The sequence below is a fragment of the Bacillus sp. ISL-4 genome (assembly GCF_018613275.1).
Taxonomy (GTDB): Bacteria; Bacillota; Bacilli; order Bacillales; family DSM-1321; genus Peribacillus; species Peribacillus simplex_E.
On sequence record NZ_JAGGQN010000025.1, the window covers coordinates 15,980 to 35,987 of the forward strand.

The 20,008-nt window shown below is 40.1% G+C and carries 21 protein-coding genes; 20 read left to right on the forward strand and 1 reads right to left on the reverse strand.

Features of this window, described 5'->3' with window-relative positions:
- Nucleotide 1 precedes the first annotated feature (1 nt).
- The 9 genes from J7J00_RS17415 (at nucleotide 2) to J7J00_RS17455 (ending at nucleotide 7,907) form a co-directional block, all read left to right on the forward strand.
- A complete protein-coding gene (locus J7J00_RS17415) occupies nucleotides 2-688 on the forward strand; it encodes a CoA transferase subunit A (RefSeq protein WP_214792739.1) in 687 nt (228 codons plus the stop codon).
- Nucleotides 685-1,326, forward strand: a complete 642-nt coding sequence (locus J7J00_RS17420) for a 3-oxoacid CoA-transferase subunit B (protein WP_214792742.1) — start codon at nucleotides 685-687, stop codon at nucleotides 1,324-1,326. Before J7J00_RS17415 ends, J7J00_RS17420 begins: the two co-directional genes overlap by 4 nt.
- 158 nt (nucleotides 1,327-1,484) lie before the next feature.
- Nucleotides 1,485-2,618 (forward strand): muconate cycloisomerase family protein, encoded by a 1,134-nt coding sequence (locus tag J7J00_RS17425; protein ID WP_286201435.1) that lies wholly within the window; start codon nucleotides 1,485-1,487, stop codon nucleotides 2,616-2,618.
- A gap of 66 nt (nucleotides 2,619-2,684) precedes the next feature.
- The gene (locus tag J7J00_RS17430; protein WP_214792745.1) at nucleotides 2,685-3,008 is read left to right on the forward strand and encodes a DUF3870 domain-containing protein; all 324 of its coding nucleotides are present in this window, start codon (nucleotides 2,685-2,687) and stop codon (nucleotides 3,006-3,008) included.
- Nucleotides 3,009-3,028: 20 nt separating this feature from the next.
- On the forward strand, nucleotides 3,029-4,222 hold the full coding sequence (locus J7J00_RS17435; protein ID WP_214792748.1) for a thiolase family protein: 1,194 nt from the start codon (nucleotides 3,029-3,031) through the stop codon (nucleotides 4,220-4,222).
- A gap of 317 nt (nucleotides 4,223-4,539) precedes the next feature.
- The gene (locus J7J00_RS17440) at nucleotides 4,540-5,820 is read left to right on the forward strand and encodes an MFS transporter (RefSeq protein ID WP_214792751.1); all 1,281 of its coding nucleotides are present in this window, start codon (nucleotides 4,540-4,542) and stop codon (nucleotides 5,818-5,820) included.
- 314 nt (nucleotides 5,821-6,134) lie between these two features.
- Nucleotides 6,135-6,428 carry an Ig-like domain-containing protein gene (locus tag J7J00_RS17445; protein ID WP_214792756.1) on the forward strand — a complete coding sequence of 98 codons (294 nt, stop codon included), beginning with the start codon at nucleotides 6,135-6,137 and terminating at the stop codon, nucleotides 6,426-6,428.
- A 111-nt stretch (nucleotides 6,429-6,539) separates the two neighbouring features.
- Nucleotides 6,540-6,770, forward strand: coding sequence for an Ig-like domain-containing protein (locus J7J00_RS17450; protein ID WP_214792759.1), 231 nt, complete (start codon nucleotides 6,540-6,542; stop codon nucleotides 6,768-6,770).
- Between the two features lie 519 nt (nucleotides 6,771-7,289).
- Nucleotides 7,290-7,907 (forward strand): TetR/AcrR family transcriptional regulator, encoded by a 618-nt coding sequence (locus tag J7J00_RS17455; protein ID WP_214792761.1) that lies wholly within the window; start codon nucleotides 7,290-7,292, stop codon nucleotides 7,905-7,907.
- 227 nt (nucleotides 7,908-8,134) lie between these two features.
- Here the strand turns inward: J7J00_RS17455 and kynU are convergent, their stop codons facing one another.
- On the reverse strand, nucleotides 8,135-9,421 hold the full coding sequence (gene kynU / locus J7J00_RS17460) for a kynureninase (RefSeq protein ID WP_214792764.1): 1,287 nt from the start codon (nucleotides 9,419-9,421) through the stop codon (nucleotides 8,135-8,137).
- Nucleotides 9,422-9,746: 325 nt separating this feature from the next.
- On the opposite strand from kynU, the gene nbaC reads away from it, so the two are divergent.
- The 11 genes from nbaC to nhaC all read left to right on the forward strand — a co-directional run bounded on the left by nbaC (nucleotide 9,747) and on the right by nhaC (nucleotide 19,836).
- Complete coding sequence (gene nbaC / locus J7J00_RS17465; RefSeq protein ID WP_214792767.1) at nucleotides 9,747-10,289, forward strand: 3-hydroxyanthranilate 3,4-dioxygenase; 543 nt, start codon at nucleotides 9,747-9,749, stop codon at nucleotides 10,287-10,289.
- Entirely contained in the window at nucleotides 10,274-11,317 is a 1,044-nt protein-coding gene (locus tag J7J00_RS17470; protein ID WP_286201436.1) for an amidohydrolase family protein, read from the forward strand. Before nbaC ends, J7J00_RS17470 begins: the two co-directional genes overlap by 16 nt.
- Nucleotides 11,289-11,765 (forward strand): RidA family protein, encoded by a 477-nt coding sequence (locus tag J7J00_RS17475; protein WP_214792773.1) that lies wholly within the window; start codon nucleotides 11,289-11,291, stop codon nucleotides 11,763-11,765. Before J7J00_RS17470 ends, J7J00_RS17475 begins: the two co-directional genes overlap by 29 nt.
- Nucleotides 11,758-13,227, forward strand: a complete 1,470-nt coding sequence (locus J7J00_RS17480) for an aldehyde dehydrogenase (RefSeq protein ID WP_214792776.1) — start codon at nucleotides 11,758-11,760, stop codon at nucleotides 13,225-13,227. The genes J7J00_RS17475 and J7J00_RS17480 overlap by 8 nt, the downstream gene beginning before the upstream one ends.
- 26 nt (nucleotides 13,228-13,253) lie before the next feature.
- The gene (locus J7J00_RS17485; protein ID WP_286201437.1) at nucleotides 13,254-13,553 is read left to right on the forward strand and encodes an aspartyl-phosphate phosphatase Spo0E family protein; all 300 of its coding nucleotides are present in this window, start codon (nucleotides 13,254-13,256) and stop codon (nucleotides 13,551-13,553) included.
- Between the two features lie 192 nt (nucleotides 13,554-13,745).
- Nucleotides 13,746-14,525: a 2-keto-4-pentenoate hydratase gene (locus J7J00_RS17490; protein ID WP_214792779.1), complete on the forward strand. Its 780-nt coding sequence runs from the start codon at nucleotides 13,746-13,748 to the stop codon at nucleotides 14,523-14,525.
- Between the two features lie 25 nt (nucleotides 14,526-14,550).
- A complete protein-coding gene (locus J7J00_RS17495) occupies nucleotides 14,551-15,471 on the forward strand; it encodes an acetaldehyde dehydrogenase (acetylating) (protein ID WP_214792782.1) in 921 nt (306 codons plus the stop codon).
- Nucleotides 15,458-16,483, forward strand: coding sequence for a 4-hydroxy-2-oxovalerate aldolase (dmpG, locus tag J7J00_RS17500; RefSeq protein WP_214792785.1), 1,026 nt, complete (start codon nucleotides 15,458-15,460; stop codon nucleotides 16,481-16,483). The genes J7J00_RS17495 and dmpG overlap by 14 nt, the downstream gene beginning before the upstream one ends.
- 4 nt (nucleotides 16,484-16,487) lie before the next feature.
- Nucleotides 16,488-17,276, forward strand: a complete 789-nt coding sequence (locus J7J00_RS17505) for a 2-keto-4-pentenoate hydratase (protein WP_214792788.1) — start codon at nucleotides 16,488-16,490, stop codon at nucleotides 17,274-17,276.
- 20 nt (nucleotides 17,277-17,296) lie between these two features.
- Nucleotides 17,297-17,491 carry a tautomerase family protein gene (locus J7J00_RS17510; protein ID WP_214792791.1) on the forward strand — a complete coding sequence of 65 codons (195 nt, stop codon included), beginning with the start codon at nucleotides 17,297-17,299 and terminating at the stop codon, nucleotides 17,489-17,491.
- Nucleotides 17,492-18,396: 905 nt separating this feature from the next.
- The gene (gene nhaC / locus J7J00_RS17515) at nucleotides 18,397-19,836 is read left to right on the forward strand and encodes a Na+/H+ antiporter NhaC (protein ID WP_214792794.1); all 1,440 of its coding nucleotides are present in this window, start codon (nucleotides 18,397-18,399) and stop codon (nucleotides 19,834-19,836) included.
- Nucleotides 19,837-20,008 lie beyond the last annotated feature (172 nt).

The window sequence follows — 20,008 nt, forward strand, 5'->3', positions numbered from 1 at the left end:
CATGTCAAAAATCAAAACTGATATTCAAGTTGCATTAGCTTGTGTAAAAAATGGCGATACGATCATGGTTGGCGGCTTCGGCTTAATTGGCGCACCGCTAACTTTAATAGACGGATTAACAAAAAAAGATGTCAAGGATTTAACAATCATCAGTAATAACCTGGGCGAGTCCGGTAAAGGCCTGGGAATCCTTTTGAATCAAAACAAAATAAAAAAAGGGATTGGCTCTTATTTTACAAGCAACCGCGATGTTGGTGATAAGTACCAAAAAAGTGAAATTGAGCTGCAATTGCTTCCGCAGGGGACTCTTGCTGAATCGATGCGTGCAGGCGGCGCGGGTATAGGAGGATATTATACAAAAACTGGTGTGGGGACACAGCTTGCTGAAGGGAAGGAAGAGCGCGAAATTAATGGTGTGAAGTATATTTTTGAACCAGCTCTCACTGCCAATGTGGCCATCATCCGCGCGCATAAAGCGGATACGCTTGGCAATCTCGTTTATTACAAAACAGCGCAAAACTTCAATCCGGTTATGGCGACTGCTGCGGACATCGTCATTGTTGAAGTAGACGAAATCGTGCAGCCGGGCGAGCTTTCACCAGAGGAAATCGTTACACCTCACTTATATGTTGATTATATTGTTGAAGCACAGCAAGTATTGACAAAGGAAGGGGTTGTACAGAAATGACCGTATTAGATAAAAAAGCCATTCAGCATATGATTGCAGCACGCACTGCTAAGGAATTAACAGGACCATGCACCGTTAACTTAGGAATCGGAATTCCAACCCTTGTTGCAGAATATATCCACGATGACAATGTTTTTTTACACACTGAAAATGGACTCCTAGGTGTTACCGATGTCGAGGAAGAAGACATTGACCCGAACCTCGTAAATGCTGGGAAATTGCCGGTTGGCGAAGCGATTGGCGCATCGTATTTTAACAGTGCCGATTCATTTGCCATGATCCGCGGCGGCCATATCGATGTGGCGATTCTTGGTGTCCTGCAGGTAGACCAAACCGGCGTCATCGCAAACTGGGCCGTTCCTGGGAAAAATATCATGGGTGTCGGCGGAGCGATGGATTTGCTTGTTGGTGCGAAGAAAGTCATTCTTGCTATGACCCATACAAATAAGGACGGAAGCAGCAAAATCCTCAAAGAATGCACGTATCCAATCACGTCGACAAGAAGTGTTGACATGATTATTACCGAATTAGCTGTGTTCAAAGTGGTTGACCAATCATTAAGACTGATCGAATTAATGCCAGGCGTCACGATTGAAGAGGTTCGCGCCAAAACGGAAGCAGATTTCATCGTAGGTTAACGGGCAGTAATACTCCTTCAGATTCTGACCGCATAATGAAGATGGGTGGAGTCAACTGCACGTAAAAGCCCGATTAGTTCAGCTAACCATCAGTGGGGATGAAGGAAAACCCCCACTGATAGAAGTTTCACTTTACAGAACAGCTAGGAGATGAATAAATGATGACGATACGTTCAGTAGATATATATATACTAGATATTCCGACGGTCCGCCCGCATCAGCTGGCGATGCACACCATTACGGCGCAATCGATTGTGGTTGCCCGAATTACAAATGAAGCGGGCCTCGAAGGCTGGGCAGAAGTGGCGACCATTGGCGGTGCTTCCTACGGTGAAGGTACGGTGGAAGCCATCAAGGCTAACATTGATCAATATATTACACCGCATTTAATCGGCAAGGACCTAGCTAATTTTTCAAAAATCATGTTCGAGGTTTCAAAGGTAGTTAGAGGAAACAATTTTGCAAAAGCAGTGGTTGAAGAAGCGCTGATTGACTTAGCGGCAAAAAGTAGAAACGTTCCGGCTTATGAGCTGTTGGGCGGAAAAATCCATGATTCCTTACCGCTTGCATGGACGCTTGCCAGCGGTGATACAGGAAAGGATATTGAAGAAGCAAAAGAATTTTTACGTCAAAAGCGCCACAAGATTTTTAAATTGAAAATTGGTAAAGGTGATCCTTATAAAAATGTCGATCATGTCTTGAAAATCATTGCAGCAGTCGGTGATCAGGCCCGCGTGACAGTTGACGTCAACCAGGCATGGGATGAAACAACGGCTAATTATTGTATTGAGAAGCTGCAGGCTGGCGGAGTGTCTATGGTAGAGCAGCCGCTTCCAACCTGGAATTATGAAGGGATGGCTCGCTTGACAGAGCGGTTCGTGGTGCCGATTATGGCAGATGAGGCGGCGAATTCGGTTCACGATGTCTTCCAAATTACGAAGCACCGCTACGGAAATTGTATTGCCCTTAAACCGTGCAAGCATGGCGGCTTACTGGAAACAAAAAAGGTAGCAGCAATCGCTGAGGGTGCCGGCTTTGGATTATATGGCGGCACAATGATTGAATCAAGCCTAGGAACAGCAGCCTGTGCAGCAGTATATGCGACGATTTCAGAATTTAAATTTGGGACAGAGATTTTTGGGCCATTGTTATTTAAGGATAGTATTACGACTGATGAACTCCAAATTGAAAACTTTGAAATTATTATTCCAGACGGACCAGGCTTCGGCATGGAGATCGATTTAGATAAAGTGAAGCATTACGCAAGGGAGTATTCCTACAGCTTAAGTTAAACTTTCAATTTTTTTCGAGAGTTTTGATACAATAAAATCAATAATCTTGAAAGGATGTCGAATTCCATGGGAATGCCAACAGTTTTTATTTCTACTTATGCAAAAGCACCACAAAATACACCGATGTACGAAAACAATAAGCAAATAGGAGTTATGCTTGAAATTCATAAACAAAACCATATTGTCGTGAATGCTGACGCTACTTTTATCACGGATTTAGCAAAGGATTATTTAAAGCGGATTGTGATTGGGGCCGATTTTAGCAAGGATATCAGTCCCCTTCTAAAGGCGATTGAAAAGGATTTCTTAATCCAATCTCAAGGGGCGCTGATTGTGGCGCTAAAGGTCGCCTACCAAAAATATCACGATAATTTTTTACAAGAAAAATAATAACAACTGGGGATGAGGACTTGAAAAACGTTGTCATTATAGATTCTGTTCGGACTGCGATTGGAAAATTAGGCGGAACACTTGGAAATGAAACGGTAGATTTTCTTGGAGCAAAGGTTATTGGGGAATTAAACGCACGCACTGGTCTAGAAAAAAGCTCAGTTGAGGAAGTCATCATGGGGCAGGCGAAGCAAAGTGCTGATGTCTCAAACCTGGCGAGGGTTGCAGCGCTTCGTGCAGGGCTTCCTGAGGAGGTTCCTGCCTATACCGTCCACAGGCAATGTGGATCGGGTGTACAGGCCATTAACAACGCGGCTCAGCAAATTGCCGCTGGTTTAAGCGATATTATTATTGCAGGCGGAGCGGAGTCTATGAGCACAGCGCCGTATTATGTAAACGGGGTGCGTTTTGGGGTTACTGCGGGGGATACCTCTTTGAAAGACCCAAATACAGCGAGCCAGCCTGGATCGCAGCCAAGAGAAACCTATGGCGATTTAATCATGGGTGTGACGGCGGAAAATATCGCTGAAAAGTATTCAATCTCTCGTGAAGAGCAGGATGAATTTGCGTTAAGAAGTCAGGTAAATGCCCGCCATGCGATTGAGAAGGGGTACTTTGAAAAAGAAATCGTTCCTTATGAGATCAAGACTAGAAAGGGTACGATTGAATTTAAAACTGATGAGCATCTGCGTGAAACCTCATTGGACAATCTTGCTGGCTTGAAGCCTGTGTTTAAAGCGGGTGGAAGTGTAACGGCAGGAAATTCAAGCGGGCGTAATGATGGCGCTGCAGCGTTGCTTGTGATGTCAGAGGAAGAAGCGCTTAAACGCGGCTACAGGCCCAAAGCACGAGTGATTGCTCAGGCTGCAGCTGGCTGCTCTCCAGAATTCATGGGAATGGGACCTGTTCATGCGACATTAAAGGCGCTAAAACAAACAAATCTATCGATTGCTGACCTCGATGTCATTGAGCTAAACGAAGCATTCGCGGCACAGGCACTCGGCTGTATTAAGAAATTGGGACTTGATATCAATAAAGTCAATCCTAACGGCGGAGCGATTGCGATGGGTCACCCAATCGGCGCAACTGGTGCAATTTTATTCACGAAGCTGATCCATGAGCTTGAGAGAACTGGCAAGAAATACGGCCTTGTGACTCTATGTATCGCTGGAGGACTAGGAATCTCTACGATTATAGAAAACACACAATTATAATTTTACCAATATTTTATTTTTAAAACAATGTTGCAAGAATGATAGGTTTAAAGATATAATAATAATAAGATAACGCTTACAAGTTAAATATTGAACGCCTGTTTATTAACGATTAAGAAACAACCTTTCTTAATTTACCTTAGTAAACGACCGGCCTTTTAAAAAGTAGTGATGCCATTTTGTGGGTTCACCTTTTTAAAGGGCCTTTTTTAATCTTTTTAGGAAAATATATTTTATAGGACAAACAAGAGACGTTTTTAAGGAAATGCGCCTCAAAAATGTAAGCGTTTTATGCTCATGAAAGGGAGGTTGGGAAAATGGAAAAAACGCAGTCAAATCCATCTTGGATTATTGTTTTCATCGCATGTTTTATAGGTCTCTTAGTAGATGGAATGGACATACAGGTACTAGCTTTAACTTTACCTAGTTTAATGGATGAATTCCAAATTTCAAAAGCAACGGCCGGGTTCCTCGGCACAATATCATTAATAGGAATGGCGTTTGGTGGTATCGTTGGCGGCTGGTTATCAGATCGATACGGCCGGGTAAGAATGGCAACATATATGATGGTGCTTTTCTCTATAGGAACTGCTTTCCTAGGATTTGTTCAAACTTATGAGCAATTTGTAGTTGTTCGCTTTATTTCTGCTATAGGGATAGGAGCGGAATACTCTATCGTGATGATGCTTATGGCTGAATATGTTCCAACGAAAAAACGAACAACTATTTTGGGATCATTACAGGCAGCCTATTCAGTAGGATATTTAGTTGCAGCTTTATTAGCAAATATGATCTTACCACTTTACGGATGGCGTCCGCTTTACTTAATCTCAATTTTACCAGTAGTTTTGGCTATTTATATTAGACGTAAGATACCAGAACCTCAAGGATGGGTAGAAGCTAAAAAAGAAGCTAAAAAACAACCTAATAAAGCCAAGAATAATGAATGGTTGACAATCTATAAAGATCCAAAAATCAGAGCCATTTTCTTGTTCTGGATTTTTACTTCAACCTTTTTACAATTTGGCTTTTATGGAGTAGGGTCTTGGCTTCCAACTTATCTTGTTGAGGAATTAGGCTTCGATTTTAAAAAGATGACAGGATATCTTGTTGGAACTTATACAGCATTGATCTTTGGTAAAATTCTTGCAGGTTGGTTAGCAGATTTAATTGGCCGTCGCGCAGTATATGCCATTGGTGGTATATCCACTGCCATTTTCTTGCCATTCCTTATCATGTATCACACACCGGCTAATATTATCATCTTATTAACTATTTTTGGATTTCTCTACGGTACACCATATGGGGTTAATGGTACGTACATGAGTGAAAGTTTCCCTACACATATTCGTGGTACAGCTGTAGGAGGGGCGTATAACATTGGGAGATTTGGTGCCGCGATTGCGCCTGTTAGCATTGGTATTATTTCGCAAGCACAATCAATTGGATTCGGCTTAGCCATGCTTGGGATTGCTTATGCATTAGCCGGAATTATTCCTGCACTGTTTATCCGAGAAAAAATGTTTGATCCATTTCAAAATAACAAGAATACATCTGCATCCCAGATAGAAAAAGGTACCAAACATCATTCTGCATAAGTGATCAAATTCTAAATAAGCTTAATAAAATACAAGAAAATCGAGGTGACCCAAATATGGGGCCCTCGATTTTCTATATATTGAATTGAATTACGATTCTAGCTACCATATTTTTCATCATATTCGTTTAGTTGCTATTCTCGATTTATTTGATTAATTTAACCGAATTTCAAGATGTTTTGAAGTAAGGAGAGGGGAGCATTCGTGGGGTACTCTTCTTTTGTACTCTGAATAATTATAGCGCTTATCTGGTTCAATTAGATTAAAACGAAGCAGGCTATCTTTACTAAACGAGAGAAAATAGGGGATTTATTATGATGAGAAAATATCTTTTAGCAGCAGGTGTTATCTCAATCGGATTGCTTGGAGCTTGCAGTCAAACAGAAAAACTAGAAGATACAATGGCAACGGCAAAAGATGCGGCTGGAAAAGTTAGTGCAGCCAGAAAAGTTACGGTAACAAGGGTTGCACCAAATAGTCCGATTGTCAATACGGTCAACAATAAAGCGACCACCGTAACCGGCAAAACGGAAAAGAGCGCGACAGTGACGGTTACAATTGGAACGAAAATCTATACAGCTAAAGCTGATGCCTATGGAACCTATTAGGTAGCTATTCCCATTCAAAATGCCAGTACCAGTATCTCAGTACCAGCAAAAGATGCGGCTGGGAAAGTTAGTGCAACCAGAAAAATATCCGTAACAAAAGTTGCGCCAAACATGCCGACTGTTAATCCAGTTAAATACTACACAACTACAGTAACAGGGAAAACGGAGAAGTATGCAAAAGTAACAGTGAAAATTGGAACAAAAGTCTATTCAGCCAAAGCTAATGCTTACGGAACATATAAAGTAAATATTCCAAAGCAAAAAGTAGGTACTAAAATCTTTATAAATGCAACAGACTCAAAAGGTCGTGTGAGTGTCAAAAGATCTGTCACAGTGTCATAGAATTTTGATAAAAAAAGAGCAGAGGTAGATTTATAGACTCTGCTTATTTTTATTGTCAACGTAAGATTCAAAAATATTTGGTTCACATAATACTCATTAGAAGCAATCAAAAAGCACCTGAACGTCTTTGAATTCAGGGGTTTTTCATGCAACTGTTGTATGAAAATAAAGATGTTTTATTTACAGCTGTTTAAAGACACCAGTAATGTTATCCCATGAAAGGGTCATATTCTTGAATAAGAAAAGTTCTGGACAACTAATAGAAAGAGTTTTTACATAGCAAAAGGGTTTGAAGTAGTCTCTGAATTTGATGATAATTTTGGATTATTGTCATATCAAATTGTTGTTACCCATTTTCATTCCATACTGGCTCACATGGAAAGTTGTTGGTAGAATAAGATGAGTGCTAATGAAGCTGATGAAGAGAACTTGTGTTAGAAAATATTAAAATGAGGACTATGACAGAGGTTCGGAGTCTTTTTGAATTAAAGGAAGGTAAAGAGCAGGGGGATTTCAATTATGAGAGAACAAAATAACCTAGAAGATGGAAGACGTTTAAGGGCGATGAAAACCAGATACAAAATAATTAACGCTGCCCATCATGTCTTTTTAAGGGAGGGATTTCAACAGACAACGATTAAACAAATTATAGAACAAGCAAAAACAGGGTATGGAACAGCTTATGGTCATTTTAAAGGAAAAGATGATCTGTTAATCATAGTAATGGAAGATGTAATGAATAAGTTTTTTGATGTAGCACATATCCCCTTTTTCCCTTCAACAAAAGAAGAAGCAAAAGGAATTATCTTGGATCAGGTATTAGAATTTTTAAAAATAGCAGACACTGAAAGAGAAATAATGAAAGTTTTTTCAGAGGGCATCGGAATTTCTGCTACTGTTAACGACAAGTGGGAAGAAATTAGACAAGGGTTTATTCAAAGTATTACAAAGGATATTACTTACTCGCAAGTAAAAGGGCTGGCTCGTACAGACTTAAAAGCTGAATTAGTAGCTCGCAGCTGGTTTTTTTCTAATGAAATGTACCAATGGGAAATCGTTTTTAATAAAAATAAAAGTCCCCTTGAAGAAATTGCCTTAACATTAACAACGATGTATGTTGACGCAATTTATTGTTAAATCTTTTTCCTCATTACTATTCTATTAAAAGGAGAGATTCGAATCATAAAAACGAACATAAGTTAATCTCTCCAACTATGGAATTTGGTAGGCTTAAAGTACGAACAAACACAATAAGGCGATGTGAGTATCAGCTTCGCCCTTTTCCTAAAAAAAGCCAAGGCTCTTTTAAGAAGCACTTTGGCCAATTTTTAATTATATTACGCAATTGCAAAAGTCGTTAAATTTTACGCTACTACATTTCGCTGAGAATCGAACTTTTCATATTGTTTCTCTACCATTATTTTTTTCAATGTGTTTATAGTATGCCAAACATCTTCATATGAAGTGTAAAGCGCTATTGGCGCAAGGCGAATGATATTTGGTGCGCGGAAGTCTGGAGTTATATTATTTTCTTTAAGCGCCTTACAAATACGCACAGCCTCTTTATGCTCCAGACTAACATGTCCCCCTCGACGCGAGTCATCATTAGGGTTAGCGATGATAAATCCCATATTATCTAATTCAGTAATGATTAAGTCCATCATATATCTAGTTATTTGACGAGACTTTCTATAAATTCTATCGATAGAAGCTTCTGAAAAGATTTCTAAAGATCCGATTAATGGTGCCAAACTAAAGATATGTGGTGTCCCGATTTGATAGGCACCTGCTGAATGTTCAAGAGTTAGAACATGTTCCATATCAAATTGCTTTTCTTTGTTGGAACTATACCAACCGATTAAACCAGGCAATTTTCCAAAGTGCTTTTTATTAACATATATGGACCCAACACTCCCAGGACCAGCGTTTAAATATTTATAATTGCACCAAATGCCAAAGTCTACATCCCATTCACTAAAAGAATGCGGGATAACACCAGCGGAATGGCATGCGTCAAACCCAATTAAAATACCGCGTTTATGTGCTTCCTCAGTTAACATTTTTATGTCTAATAATTGCCCGCTGCGATAAAGTACTGTAGGTAATAGTATGAGAGCCACTTCATCTGTCATAGCAGCGATCACATCTTCTTCTTCTATTAATCTCCCATCCCTGCTTTCCAAACGAATGAGATGTTCATCTGGATTATAACCATGTAACCGTATCTGGCTTTGTAGTGCATAAATATCAGTGGGAAAATCAAGCGCTGTAGCTATAATTTTAGTTCTATTTCCTTCAGGCTGATAAAAGGTAGATACAACTTGATGTAAATTTGAAGATGTAGAGCCTGTAACGATTACTTCATTTGGATGAGCACCAATGATTGGTGCCATTTTTTCACCTAATTTTTCCGATAAATAAAACCATGGATACTTGCCTTCAGTCCACCCTTCGATCTGAGAACGCCTCCAAGATTCCATAAGATTTAATAAGCTTTTTTCGGATCGCTTAGACATTAAACCGAGAGAATTTCCATCAAGGTAAAGCTTATCCTCTGGTATATAAAATTCATTTCGAAATATGGAAAGATCATCTCGCTTATCTAGTTCAAGTGCATGCTCCAAAGAAGGATTAAAACAATTATTATTCAAAATATTCACACCTTTCAATTATTTATAATGTAAATACAACTATAAAATAAATACGACTCCGTGTCTATAACTTTTACTTTTGGATTTTTTTAAATAGAGCATAAGCTTATTTACTTTGAATAAACACTATTTAATTTAATAAAAAAAAATGGATGGTGAGTCAAAAATATTATAGACATGATGTCGGTTTGATATTATAATCCGAATTATAGGAATTTACAGAAAATTAGAGGGTGATAAATGGGCTAATAATATTCTGGATTAATAATTTATGAAAGCGTTATAAAAAATTCATATAACTGCAATTATTGAGGAGGAAAAAGTAATGAATACAAAAAGCTTAGTTTCTTTTAATTTAAACAAATGGATCGAAGAAAATAAGGACTTATTAAAACCACCTGTAAATAATAAGGTGATATGGGAAGATTCTGAATTTATTGCTATGATTCTTGGTGGACCGAACAGAAGACGTGACTTCCATGTTGATCCGTCCGATGAGTTCTTTTATCAGATTAAAGGTGATTGTTATGTGGAGTGTATTACAGAAGAGGGAGAGCGTAAAGTTGTAACGGTTAAAGAGGGGGAAGTATTTATGCTACCTGCAATGGTACCGCATTCACCACACCGGGTTGCTGATACATATGGACTTGTGATCGAACGGAAGCGGGATCAAGGAGAGATGGAAGATTTCGTCTGGTTTTGTGATGAATGTAATGTTGAAATGCATAGTGTAACCGTTCAACTAAGTGATATTGAAACTCAAGTTAAAAATGCGATTCATAGTTTCAATTCAAATAAAGAAATTAGAGTATGTAAAAATTGCAGCCATGTGATGCCGGAAGAAGTGGAGGAATGGAAATGCGAATAGATTTTCATACACATATTATTCCTGAAAGCTTTCCGGACTTTGCCGAAAAGTATGGTGGTGAACGCTGGCCTGTGCTTGAGCGAACGTGCACATGTGGCGCATCCATTATGGTAGGAAGAAAGAGTTTCCGAGACGTAACCGACCAAGTATGGTCTCCTGAAAAACGCATAGCAGACATGGACCGTGAAGGAGTGGACATCCAAGTTTTATCTCCGATTCCTGTTACCTTTTCGTATTGGGCAAAACCGCAGCATGCCGAGGTAATGGCAAAAATTCAAAATGATTTCATTGCAGAGACAGTGGCTAAGTATCCAGATCGTTTCGTAGGACTGGGAACCGTACCGATGCAGGATGGACCAACCGCCGTAAAGGAGATGGACCGCTGTATAAATGAATTGCAGCTGCACGGGATTGAAATCGGTACGAATGTAAATGGCAAAAACTTAGATGATCCCTCCTTCATTGAATTTTTCCAAATGGCCGAGAAATGGGAGGTACCTCTTTTCATTCATCCATGGGAAACATTAGGTCGTGATCGAATGGCAAACCATAATTTTATGTATACGGTGGGAATGCCTAGTGAAACAGCACTTGCTGCAGCAACGTTAATATGGAGCGGTATTATGGAGAAGTTTCCGAGTTTGAAAGTTTGCTTTGCACATGGAGGAGGTTCCTTCCCGTATATCCTTCCCCGGCTAGATAAGGGGTGGGAAGTATGGCCACATTTGCGGTTGACGACACATCCTCCAAGCTACTATGCAAAGCAATTTTATTTTGATTCATTAAATTATGATCCATTAAACATTAAGTATATGATTGATCGATTTGGACACGAGAAAATTTTTATGGGATCAGATTATCCGTTCTTACTCCGTGAAATCAACCCTGGAAAAGTGATTGATGAAACGGTTGAATTAACGGAACAACAAAAGGCAGACATGCTTGGCAGAAATGCCGCAAGTTTCCTGAATATTGAAAATAATAAAAGAGGTGCCATCTATGCCAACAGTGCAAACGCCGGAGAGTAGATTGAAGGAAATGGGGTTAACCTTGTCACCTGTTCGCCCTTCTGTAGGGAATTATGTAAGCTGTGTACGGATAGAAAATTTATTGTTTACAGCTGGACAAGGCGTTGATCAATATCACGGGAAATTGGGAAGAGATTTGACAATCGAGGAGGGCTACCTAGCCGCCCGTCAATCGATGCTGAATGTATTGAGTGCTGTCTGCCATGAGTTGGGTGGGTTAAGCAAGGTGAAGCGCGTTGTCAAAATTCTTGGCTTTGTTAACAGTACGGAAGATTTTACGGCCCAGCCTAAAGTGATGGATGGGGCTTCTGACTTGCTAGTGGAAGTATTCGGAGAAAAAGGAAAGCATGGTCGATCTGCTGTGGGGTTGGCCCAGTTGCCAAACAATACAGCTGTTGAAATTGAAATGATTTTAGAAATTGAGGATGAGGAGGTACATGATGAGTAAAAAAGCATTAGTCGAAAAAACAAAAGTAAAAGATGCCATGCTTTTTATTGGTGGAGAATATGTAGAGGCCCTTTCCAGAAAAACGTTTGATACCCTTAACCCTGCTACCAATGCGAAGCTTGCATCGGTCGCCAATGGAAGCGAGGAAGACGCAAAGCGCGCCATCGAGGCAGCACAACGTACATTTGAAAGTGGCGTTTGGAGCAAGATGCCGATTGAGGAAAGATCCGATATTCTTTGCAAAATGTCCGATTTAATAATGGATAGAGTGGATGAACTCGCTTATGTAGAAACGCTTGACGTTGGGAAGCCAATTAAAGAAAGCCTTGGCTTTGACATTCCTCGTGCCGCTCAAAACTTCCGCTTTTTTGCAGAGATGGCTAAGTACATGGTGCATGAACATTATGATAAGCACAATGTTATGTCCTATGCCAAATACGCACCGGCTGGTGTCACGAGTTTAATTATCCCCTGGAATTTGCCGTTCATGCAAATGACATGGAAAGCTTCTGCTGCTATGGCTTCTGGGAACACCGTTGTGGTAAAACCGGCATCCTATACCCCGTTAAGTGCCGTCATGCTCGGAGAAATCGCTAATGAGGCTGGATTGCCACCTGGGGTGTTAAATATCATCACTGGTCCAGGAAGTACGGTTGGTACGACTATGTCGACACATCCGTATGTCCGCCGCATTTCGTTTGTCGGGGAAAGCAATACTGGTAAAACGGTGATGAGAAATGCTGCGAATAACTTAATTCCAGTTTCCTTGGAATTAGGAGGGAAATCAGCCAACATCGTATTTGAGGACGCGGATTTAGATGAAGCTGTAAAAGGATCAATTGAGGCCATTTATCGTAACCAGGGGGAAATTTGCTTAGCGGGTTCGCGATTGCTCGTCCAAGAAAGCATTTATGATCAATTTTTAGAAAAGTTCACAGAAGCCGTAAAGAAGATTAAAGTGGGCGATCCGACTGATAAGAATACGGACATGGGAGCCCTTGTATCGAAGGGACATCTAGAGACCGTCGATCAATATGTACAAATCGGACTTTCTGAAGGAGCCAAACTTGCTCATGGAGGAAAACGAGTAGCCGGACTTGAAAAAGGAAATTTTTATGAGCCAACTGTTCTTTATGATGTGGACACTAAGATGCGTGTAGCCCAAGAAGAAATTTTCGGTCCTGTTATTGTTATCATTCCATTTAAAACAGAGGAAGATGCCATCCGTATTGCAAATGATTCAATCTACGGTCTAGCAGGCGTCGTTTGGACAAATGATTTAAGACGAGCACAGCGGGTGGTTTCTGAAGTAAATGCGGGATTACTATGGGTTAATTGTTGGTATATCCGTGACTTAAGAACGCCGTTTGGCGGGGCGAAAGCAAGCGGTATCGGTCGTGAAGGCGGACGTCATAGTTTTGAGTTCTACACAGAAGCAAAAACGGTCACGATGAAACTTTAATTAAAAGGCTTTGTTAAAAACTAGCTTTGATTTCTAGTGGAGAGGAAATAAGATCAATGATTTTGAGGAATGTACTAGCTTTAAGAGAGAGTATAGAAGAATATCGTCAGAATATGTCCGAATTAGCAAAGAAGAAGGGGATTTCTGATCCGAATGTAATAAAAATCAGTCAACAACTTGATGGGAAGATCACCATTTTGCAAAAAATTGTAAATGATACTCAAACTTTATCAAAAGCAAAGTCTTTTTATCACGATGAAAACAAACTTGAGTCTGTAAACACCACTTCTAATAGTTTGACTGAAATTATCAACATCGAACTTTAACAAAGCCAATAAAAAAATAGAACGATACGTTTTGGATAGATACCAACAATTGCTTTCCACTGAAGGGGACCATTATGGGAAACGACTTTACCAGGTTTCGATGATGGCTCCTTTCAGGATGATAACTCAAAATGTACAGAGCTTATATCTTTTGGGTTATGGTCCATTTTTAAAGAAGGGGTGAATCAGTCGATGCAAACATTAATTGAAAAGCTGGCGGAAGAGCTATTGGTAGCGGAACGGGCCATTCAGCCGATCGCTCCCATTACAGATCGTCATGATACATTATCTGTTGTCGATTCTTATCACGTTCAGCTGGAGGTTGTGAAAAGAAAGCTGGCGGAAGGAAGATCGATAATTGGAAAAAAAGTAGGGCTGACAAGCAAAGCGATGCAACATATGTTAGGGGTCAACGAACCGGATTATGGACACTTGTTTGACGATATGAAGGTGAAAAATGGGGAAACCGTCAACATGGATTTGATGGTTGCACCTAAAATTGAAGGTGAAATTGGCTTTATTCTGGGAGAAGATTTAACAGGCCCCAATCTGACATATTTAGATGTAATGATGGCAACGAAATATGTCGTTCCTACGATTGAAATCATTGACAGCCGCATTGTCGATTGGAGGATTAAGCTAATCGACACGATTGCAGACAATGGTTCATCCGCCAAAGTGGTTGTAGGGGAGAAGTTATCAACAATTGATCAAATAGATTTACGTAGCGCCAGTATGGTTCTTTACAAAAATGAAGAATTGATTGTGACAGGTGCGGGAGCAGCGGCTCTTGGACACCCTGCTCATGCTGTGGCATGGCTGGCGAATAAGCTTTCCGAATTCAATATTTCGCTGAAAGCAGGAGAATTGATTTTACCTGGGGCTTTATCTGCAGCGATTCTAGTATCGAGTGGAGATACGATCACAGCTGAATTCGGCACTCTCGGTTCGGTATCTGTTCGTTTTGAATGATTATATAGAAAGATGGTGGATAGACGTGAAAAAAATAAAAGCGGCCATTGTCGGTTCGGGAAATATCGGTACAGATTTAATGTACAAACTGGAGCGTAGTGAAGTCATTGAATTAACGGCGTTGATTGGAATTGATCCGGAATCGGAAGGATTAAAAAGAGCGGAAAAAGCAGGTTATCAAACATTTAGCAATGGGATACAATCGCTCATTGATAACCCGGATTTAGCGGATATTGTGTTTGATGCCACATCAGCAAAAGCACATGTAAGACATGCTAAGATTTTAAAAGATTTAGGAAAAACAGCGATTGATTTAACCCCCTCAGCGAGAGGACCATTTGTCTCCCCGGTGGTTAATCTTGGAGAAAACCTTGATGCCAAAAACGTCAATATGATCACATGCGGCGGTCAGGCAACGATTCCGATTATCAATGCCATCAATAAGGTAGCGGATGTGACATATGGAGAGATCGTGGCGACTATTGCGAGCCTTAGTGCCGGTCCGGGTACACGAGCAAATATTGATGAATTTACTATTACGACAAGAAGAGGGATTGAGGAAGTGGGCGGAGCTGACCGTGGAAAGGCCATTATTATTTTAAATCCTGCCGATCCGCCTATTTTGATGCGTGACACGGTGTATTGTGAAGTGAAAAAGATGAATGAATCGGTTATTCGTCAGTCCATTTACAATATGGTCCAAAAAGTTCAGGAATATGTTCCGGGTTATCGTTTAAAGCAAGAGCCTTTGTTTGACGGCAATCAAGTCACGGTTTTCTTAGAAGTAACGGGAGCAGGCGATTATTTCCCTCCTTATGCCGGGAATTTGGATATCATGACGGCTGCAGCAGCAAAAGTCGCAGAAGACTATGCCCGTCACATGCTAGGAATGACTTCGACTGCACTAAAAGAGAAGGAGAGGACTGAAGCGTATGAGACGAAATAGTGATAAGTCTATTAAAATCACGGAAGTCAGTTTAAGGGATGGAAGCCATGTAGTCAGGCATCAGTTTACAAAAGAACAAGTCCGGAATGTCGCTAGAGCACTTGATCATGCAGGCATGCATTATATTGAAGTGAGTCATGGCGACGGATTGGGAGGATCTACCTTGCAGTATGGGAAATCCCTTGTCGATGAAATGAAACTTATTGAAGCGGCAGCGGAGGTATGTAAACAAGCAACAGTCGCAGTTCTTTTGATTCCGGGCATTGGAACTGTTCATGAATTGAAGCAAGCGCGGGAGCTTGGTGCAGGATTGGTGCGTGTGGCGACGCATGTAACGGAAGCGGATGTATCCGCCCAGCATATACAACAAGCCCGTGAACTTGGAATGGAAACGTTCGGTTTCTTGATGATGGCCCATTCTGCGTCGGTTGAGAAGCTAGTGGAACAGGCAAAATTGATGGAAAGCTATGGGGCTCAGGGGGTTTATATAACGGACTCCGCCGGTGCACTTTTACCACATGGAGTTCGCGAACGTGTCAAAGCTCTTCGTGAGTCGCTTGATATTGAAGTTGGCTTCCACGCTCATAACAATTTATCATTAGCGGTTGCCAATACTCTTACTGCGATTGAAGAAGGAGCGACAAGAATTGACGGAAGTGTACGCTGCCTAGGTGCCGGTGCGGGCAATACTCAAACGGAAGCCTTGCTTGCTGTGCTTGACCGTATGGGAGTAAATGTAGGTATAGATTTATATAAAATGATGGATTTAGCTGAAGATGTGGTTGGACCGATTTTACCAAGTTCTCAAGAAATCCGTAAAGGAAGTCTTGTTATGGGATATGCAGGTGTGTATTCTAGTTTCTTACTACATGCGGAGCGTGCTGGAAAACGATTCAATCTTGATCCTCGCGATATTTTGATGGAACTTGGAAAAAGAAAAGCCGTTGGCGGTCAAGAAGATATGATTTTAGATGTAGCTACAGAGTTGGCCAAAGCGAAGGCGAGGGTGTAAAAGAATGACGTTGACACAAGGTATGGAAATTGAGATTGTTGATTACCTGCTTTCTGCTGAGAAGGAAGCCAAAGAAGTAATAAAAGTGACAGATCGTTACCCGGACTTAATGATAGAAAAGGCGTATTACTTACAACGGCAGCTGATTGAAAGGAAAATAAAAGAAGGTGCAAAGCATGTGGGCGTGAAGCTTGGCCTGACAAGCAAAGCGAAGCAAGAAATGATGGGAATCAATGATGCCATTTATGGTTATCTATTAAATGATATGCTCTCAACCGAATGGGAACCAATAGACAGTAAAGAGTTGATTCATCCAAAAGCAGAACCGGAAATCGCGTTCTTAATGGGAGAGGATCTTCAAGGAACAAGTGTAACGGCTGAGGATGTGCTTAAAAAGGTCAAGTATGTAGCACCAGCCCTTGAAATTATTGATAGCCGGTATTTGAATTTCAAGTTTACGCTTCCTGATGTGGTGGCTGATAACTGTTCTTCTGCACGTTTTGTAGTCGGTAGCAAGTGGATGAAGCCAGAGCTTCTCGATTTAACTAATGTAGGTATGGTCATGTCTAAGAATGGTGAGGTTGCGACAGTTGGAGCGGGCGCTGCTGTGTTGGGTCATCCTGCAACAGCTGTTGCTTGGGCAGTCAATAAACTTGGACAAAGAAAAGAAGGATTAAAAAAGGGTGATATTGTTCTAACTGGTGCTTTATCAGAAGCTATAGCGTTTGAATCGGGAGACTCTATTATTGCTCAATTTGATGGGTTAGGTAGTGTATCTTTCTTCTGCAAATAATACTAGATTTGAGGTTTTCTATGCCAATCATTCATATTCAAGTTTTAAAAGACAGAAATAACGAACAAATTAAAGGTTTGATTGCAGATGTAACAGATGCTGCGGTGAAGAACCTTAGTGTAAAGCCAGAGCAAGTAAGAGTATTGGTAACTGAAATCTCTGATACACATTGGGGGACTAGTGGAATTACTATGAATGAGTTAAAAAAAAATTAAGGGAAGAGTTAAAGTGGAAAATTATATAACTGTACAACAAGGGGGATATGGATAGAAAAAGACCATTGGACTTCGATCAGCGATTATTCAATGAATCTTATTTTATGTTAATGACAGCGCCTTGGAATTGAGGCAAGTGGAAAAGAAAGTCCGTTTGTAAAAGTTAGGGATATACCCCTATATCCCTTATGCAGCTAGAATAATGAACTTGGTTATCCTTATTGCTGCACATTCTGCTATGAACAGAATTATATATTTCTAATCGTATGATGTTTTCGTAATCTTGATTTGGTAATGCACCAGAGCTTGCTTGGAAGGCGTAATAAAAAGATAGTACCTACATTGGCATTGGCTACGTCAGCTAACGGTATAGCATTAGCAACTACTCATTCGGTCATTTCTCCTACTTTAACCCTAGTAGCGATGATATCGATTTCAACTTTTGGCGCGACTTTTGTATGGTTTATGATTATTGTCACACATTTTTTCTTCAGTTAAACATGGAATCAGATAGGCGGACGGAAGCTTCCTATAGGTATGATTGTTTATCCATACTTAAGAATTTTAGGTGCTGTTTTGTTATTGACGATTGTTTTATCCACTTGGTTTTCTTCGATGTTTAAATATACATTGGTACTTTTGTTTCCATGGTTAATATTAATTACAGTTGCTTATTTTATTCGGAAGAAATTATATGCTAAAAATGTGGAAGAAAACATAAAGAGTAATGATCAAAGCATGTAAATTTGCAATTGATATGATAATAATGGAAATTAATCATACTTTGACGATAGCACCTTTATATAAGAAAAATGAATTTAATCAAAACCGTTTTAAAACCTTTCGAGGTATAAATAGTGGCTCGGATATATGCAATACCATCTTATTAAAAAGAGGTGCATAGAATGTCAAATGTGAAACAACCCAGTTTATTTCAAGCTATTATACCCCTGCTAATAATTGTTATTTCAGCTGCTTTTTCAATTCTCCGTTGGAACGCAGGAATGTTTGTCCCTTTATTAACCGGTATTGTTACTACAGCTTTACTGGGTCTTTATCTTGGGTATAAATGGGGCGATTTGGAAAAGTTTTTAAGTGACGGCGTTTCAAGGGCTTTGACTGCTATTTTTATGTTGTTTATCATAGGCTCCATTATTGGCACATGGATTCTAAGTGGGGTTATTCCTACTCTGATTTACTACGGTTTGGATATTTTAAGCCCAGATATTTTTCTGCCTACCGTTGCCATAACCACTGCCATTTTGGGTCTTGCAACAGGAAGTTCCTTTACAGCCATTGCTACAATTGGACTAGCATTTATGGCTGTTGGGCAGGGAATAGGTTTTCCGCCTGCTCTCGTTGCAGGGACGATAATCTCTGGTGCACTTTTTGGTGATAAGTTATCAGCTTTATCGGACACGACTAACTTGACACCCGCGATGGTTGGTACTGACCTCTTTAGCCATATAAAACATATGTTATGGGACTCTATTCCAGCATTTGCCATTTGTCTTGTTCTTTACTACTTCTTTGGTATGAAATATTCAGGGAATTCAGTTAATCTTGAGAAAGTAAGCGTTATCATGGATGCTTTAAATCAAACATTTACTATTACTCCTGTTTTACTTTTATTACCTGTACTAACGATTTATATAGTGACTAGAAAATTTCCAGCCATTCCTTCTCTTTTACTTGTTAGTTTTCTTGGAGGAATAACGGCTATGGCTTTCCAAGGAAGTTCATTGAGTCAAGTAATTCAGTCAATGACAAATGGTTACACGAGTCAATCTGGTCTTAAATTGCTTGATTCCTTACTTAATCAAGGTGGAATGAAATCGATGTTTGAATTAATTGCACTCGTTATACTAGCTACTGCATTTGGGGGGATACTTGAAGGTACGGGGGTACTTAAAACAGTCCTTAATTCCTTTATTAACAAAGCACGTACGACTGGTTCTTTGATATTTTCAACTATTCTCTCAACGTTAATCATCGGATTTGCTAGTGGGGCTCAATATCTTGCGATCATCCTTCCTGCCCGAGCATTTGTTGGAGCATATAAGCAACGTGGTTTAGATACAAAAAATCTATCACGTTGTGTAGAGGCTGCCGGTACGGTTGGAATTAATCTTGTACCGTGGAGTGTAAATGCTTTATTTGCTGCAAAAGTCCTTGGGGTTAGTCCAACAGAGTTTATCCCATTTATTTTCTTTTCTTTCTTAATCCCATTGATTAATCTAATTTATGGATACACTGGAATCAGCATCGTGAAGAAAGCTTATCCAGAAACGGGCACTGATTCAACCTCTAAAACTGAACCAAATGAAAGGGAAGTGGTAATGTAAAAGGGTTTGTTTACATCGTTAGAATTGCTGGCGAAGGAAAAGAGTTTAGCTATTACTTTAATAGGCCTTCCCAACATTGGATATGAAAAAAGGGACAAGGTAGGTCCCTTTTTTTCGTAATCATACAAGTCTTTTGAGCTTGAAAACGGTGGTAATATGGATATTAACTTAA

Excerpts from the sequence above, each read along its gene's own strand:
- J7J00_RS17425 (WP_286201435.1), top strand. The coding sequence starts at position 1,485 with ATGATGACGATACGTTCAGTAGATATATATATACTAGATATTCCGACG.
- J7J00_RS17440 (WP_214792751.1), top strand. The coding sequence starts at position 4,540 with ATGGAAAAAACGCAGTCAAATCCATCTTGGATTATTGTTTTCATCGCA.
- J7J00_RS17510 (WP_214792791.1), top strand. The coding sequence starts at position 17,297 with ATGCCAATCATTCATATTCAAGTTTTAAAAGACAGAAATAACGAACAA.
- J7J00_RS17445 (WP_214792756.1), top strand. The coding sequence starts at position 6,135 with ATGATGAGAAAATATCTTTTAGCAGCAGGTGTTATCTCAATCGGATTG.
- J7J00_RS17470 (WP_286201436.1), top strand. The coding sequence starts at position 10,274 with ATGGAAATGCGAATAGATTTTCATACACATATTATTCCTGAAAGCTTT.
- dmpG (WP_214792785.1), top strand. The coding sequence starts at position 15,458 with ATGAGACGAAATAGTGATAAGTCTATTAAAATCACGGAAGTCAGTTTA.
- J7J00_RS17450 (WP_214792759.1), top strand. The coding sequence starts at position 6,540 with ATGCCGACTGTTAATCCAGTTAAATACTACACAACTACAGTAACAGGG.
- nbaC (WP_214792767.1), top strand. The coding sequence starts at position 9,747 with ATGAATACAAAAAGCTTAGTTTCTTTTAATTTAAACAAATGGATCGAA.
- J7J00_RS17490 (WP_214792779.1), top strand. The coding sequence starts at position 13,746 with ATGCAAACATTAATTGAAAAGCTGGCGGAAGAGCTATTGGTAGCGGAA.
- nhaC (WP_214792794.1), top strand. The coding sequence starts at position 18,397 with ATGTCAAATGTGAAACAACCCAGTTTATTTCAAGCTATTATACCCCTG.
- J7J00_RS17415 (WP_214792739.1), top strand. The coding sequence starts at position 2 with ATGTCAAAAATCAAAACTGATATTCAAGTTGCATTAGCTTGTGTAAAA.
- J7J00_RS17475 (WP_214792773.1), top strand. The coding sequence starts at position 11,289 with ATGCCAACAGTGCAAACGCCGGAGAGTAGATTGAAGGAAATGGGGTTA.
- J7J00_RS17480 (WP_214792776.1), top strand. The coding sequence starts at position 11,758 with ATGAGTAAAAAAGCATTAGTCGAAAAAACAAAAGTAAAAGATGCCATG.
- J7J00_RS17455 (WP_214792761.1), top strand. The coding sequence starts at position 7,290 with ATGAGAGAACAAAATAACCTAGAAGATGGAAGACGTTTAAGGGCGATG.
- J7J00_RS17420 (WP_214792742.1), top strand. The coding sequence starts at position 685 with ATGACCGTATTAGATAAAAAAGCCATTCAGCATATGATTGCAGCACGC.
- J7J00_RS17430 (WP_214792745.1), top strand. The coding sequence starts at position 2,685 with ATGGGAATGCCAACAGTTTTTATTTCTACTTATGCAAAAGCACCACAA.
- J7J00_RS17505 (WP_214792788.1), top strand. The coding sequence starts at position 16,488 with ATGACGTTGACACAAGGTATGGAAATTGAGATTGTTGATTACCTGCTT.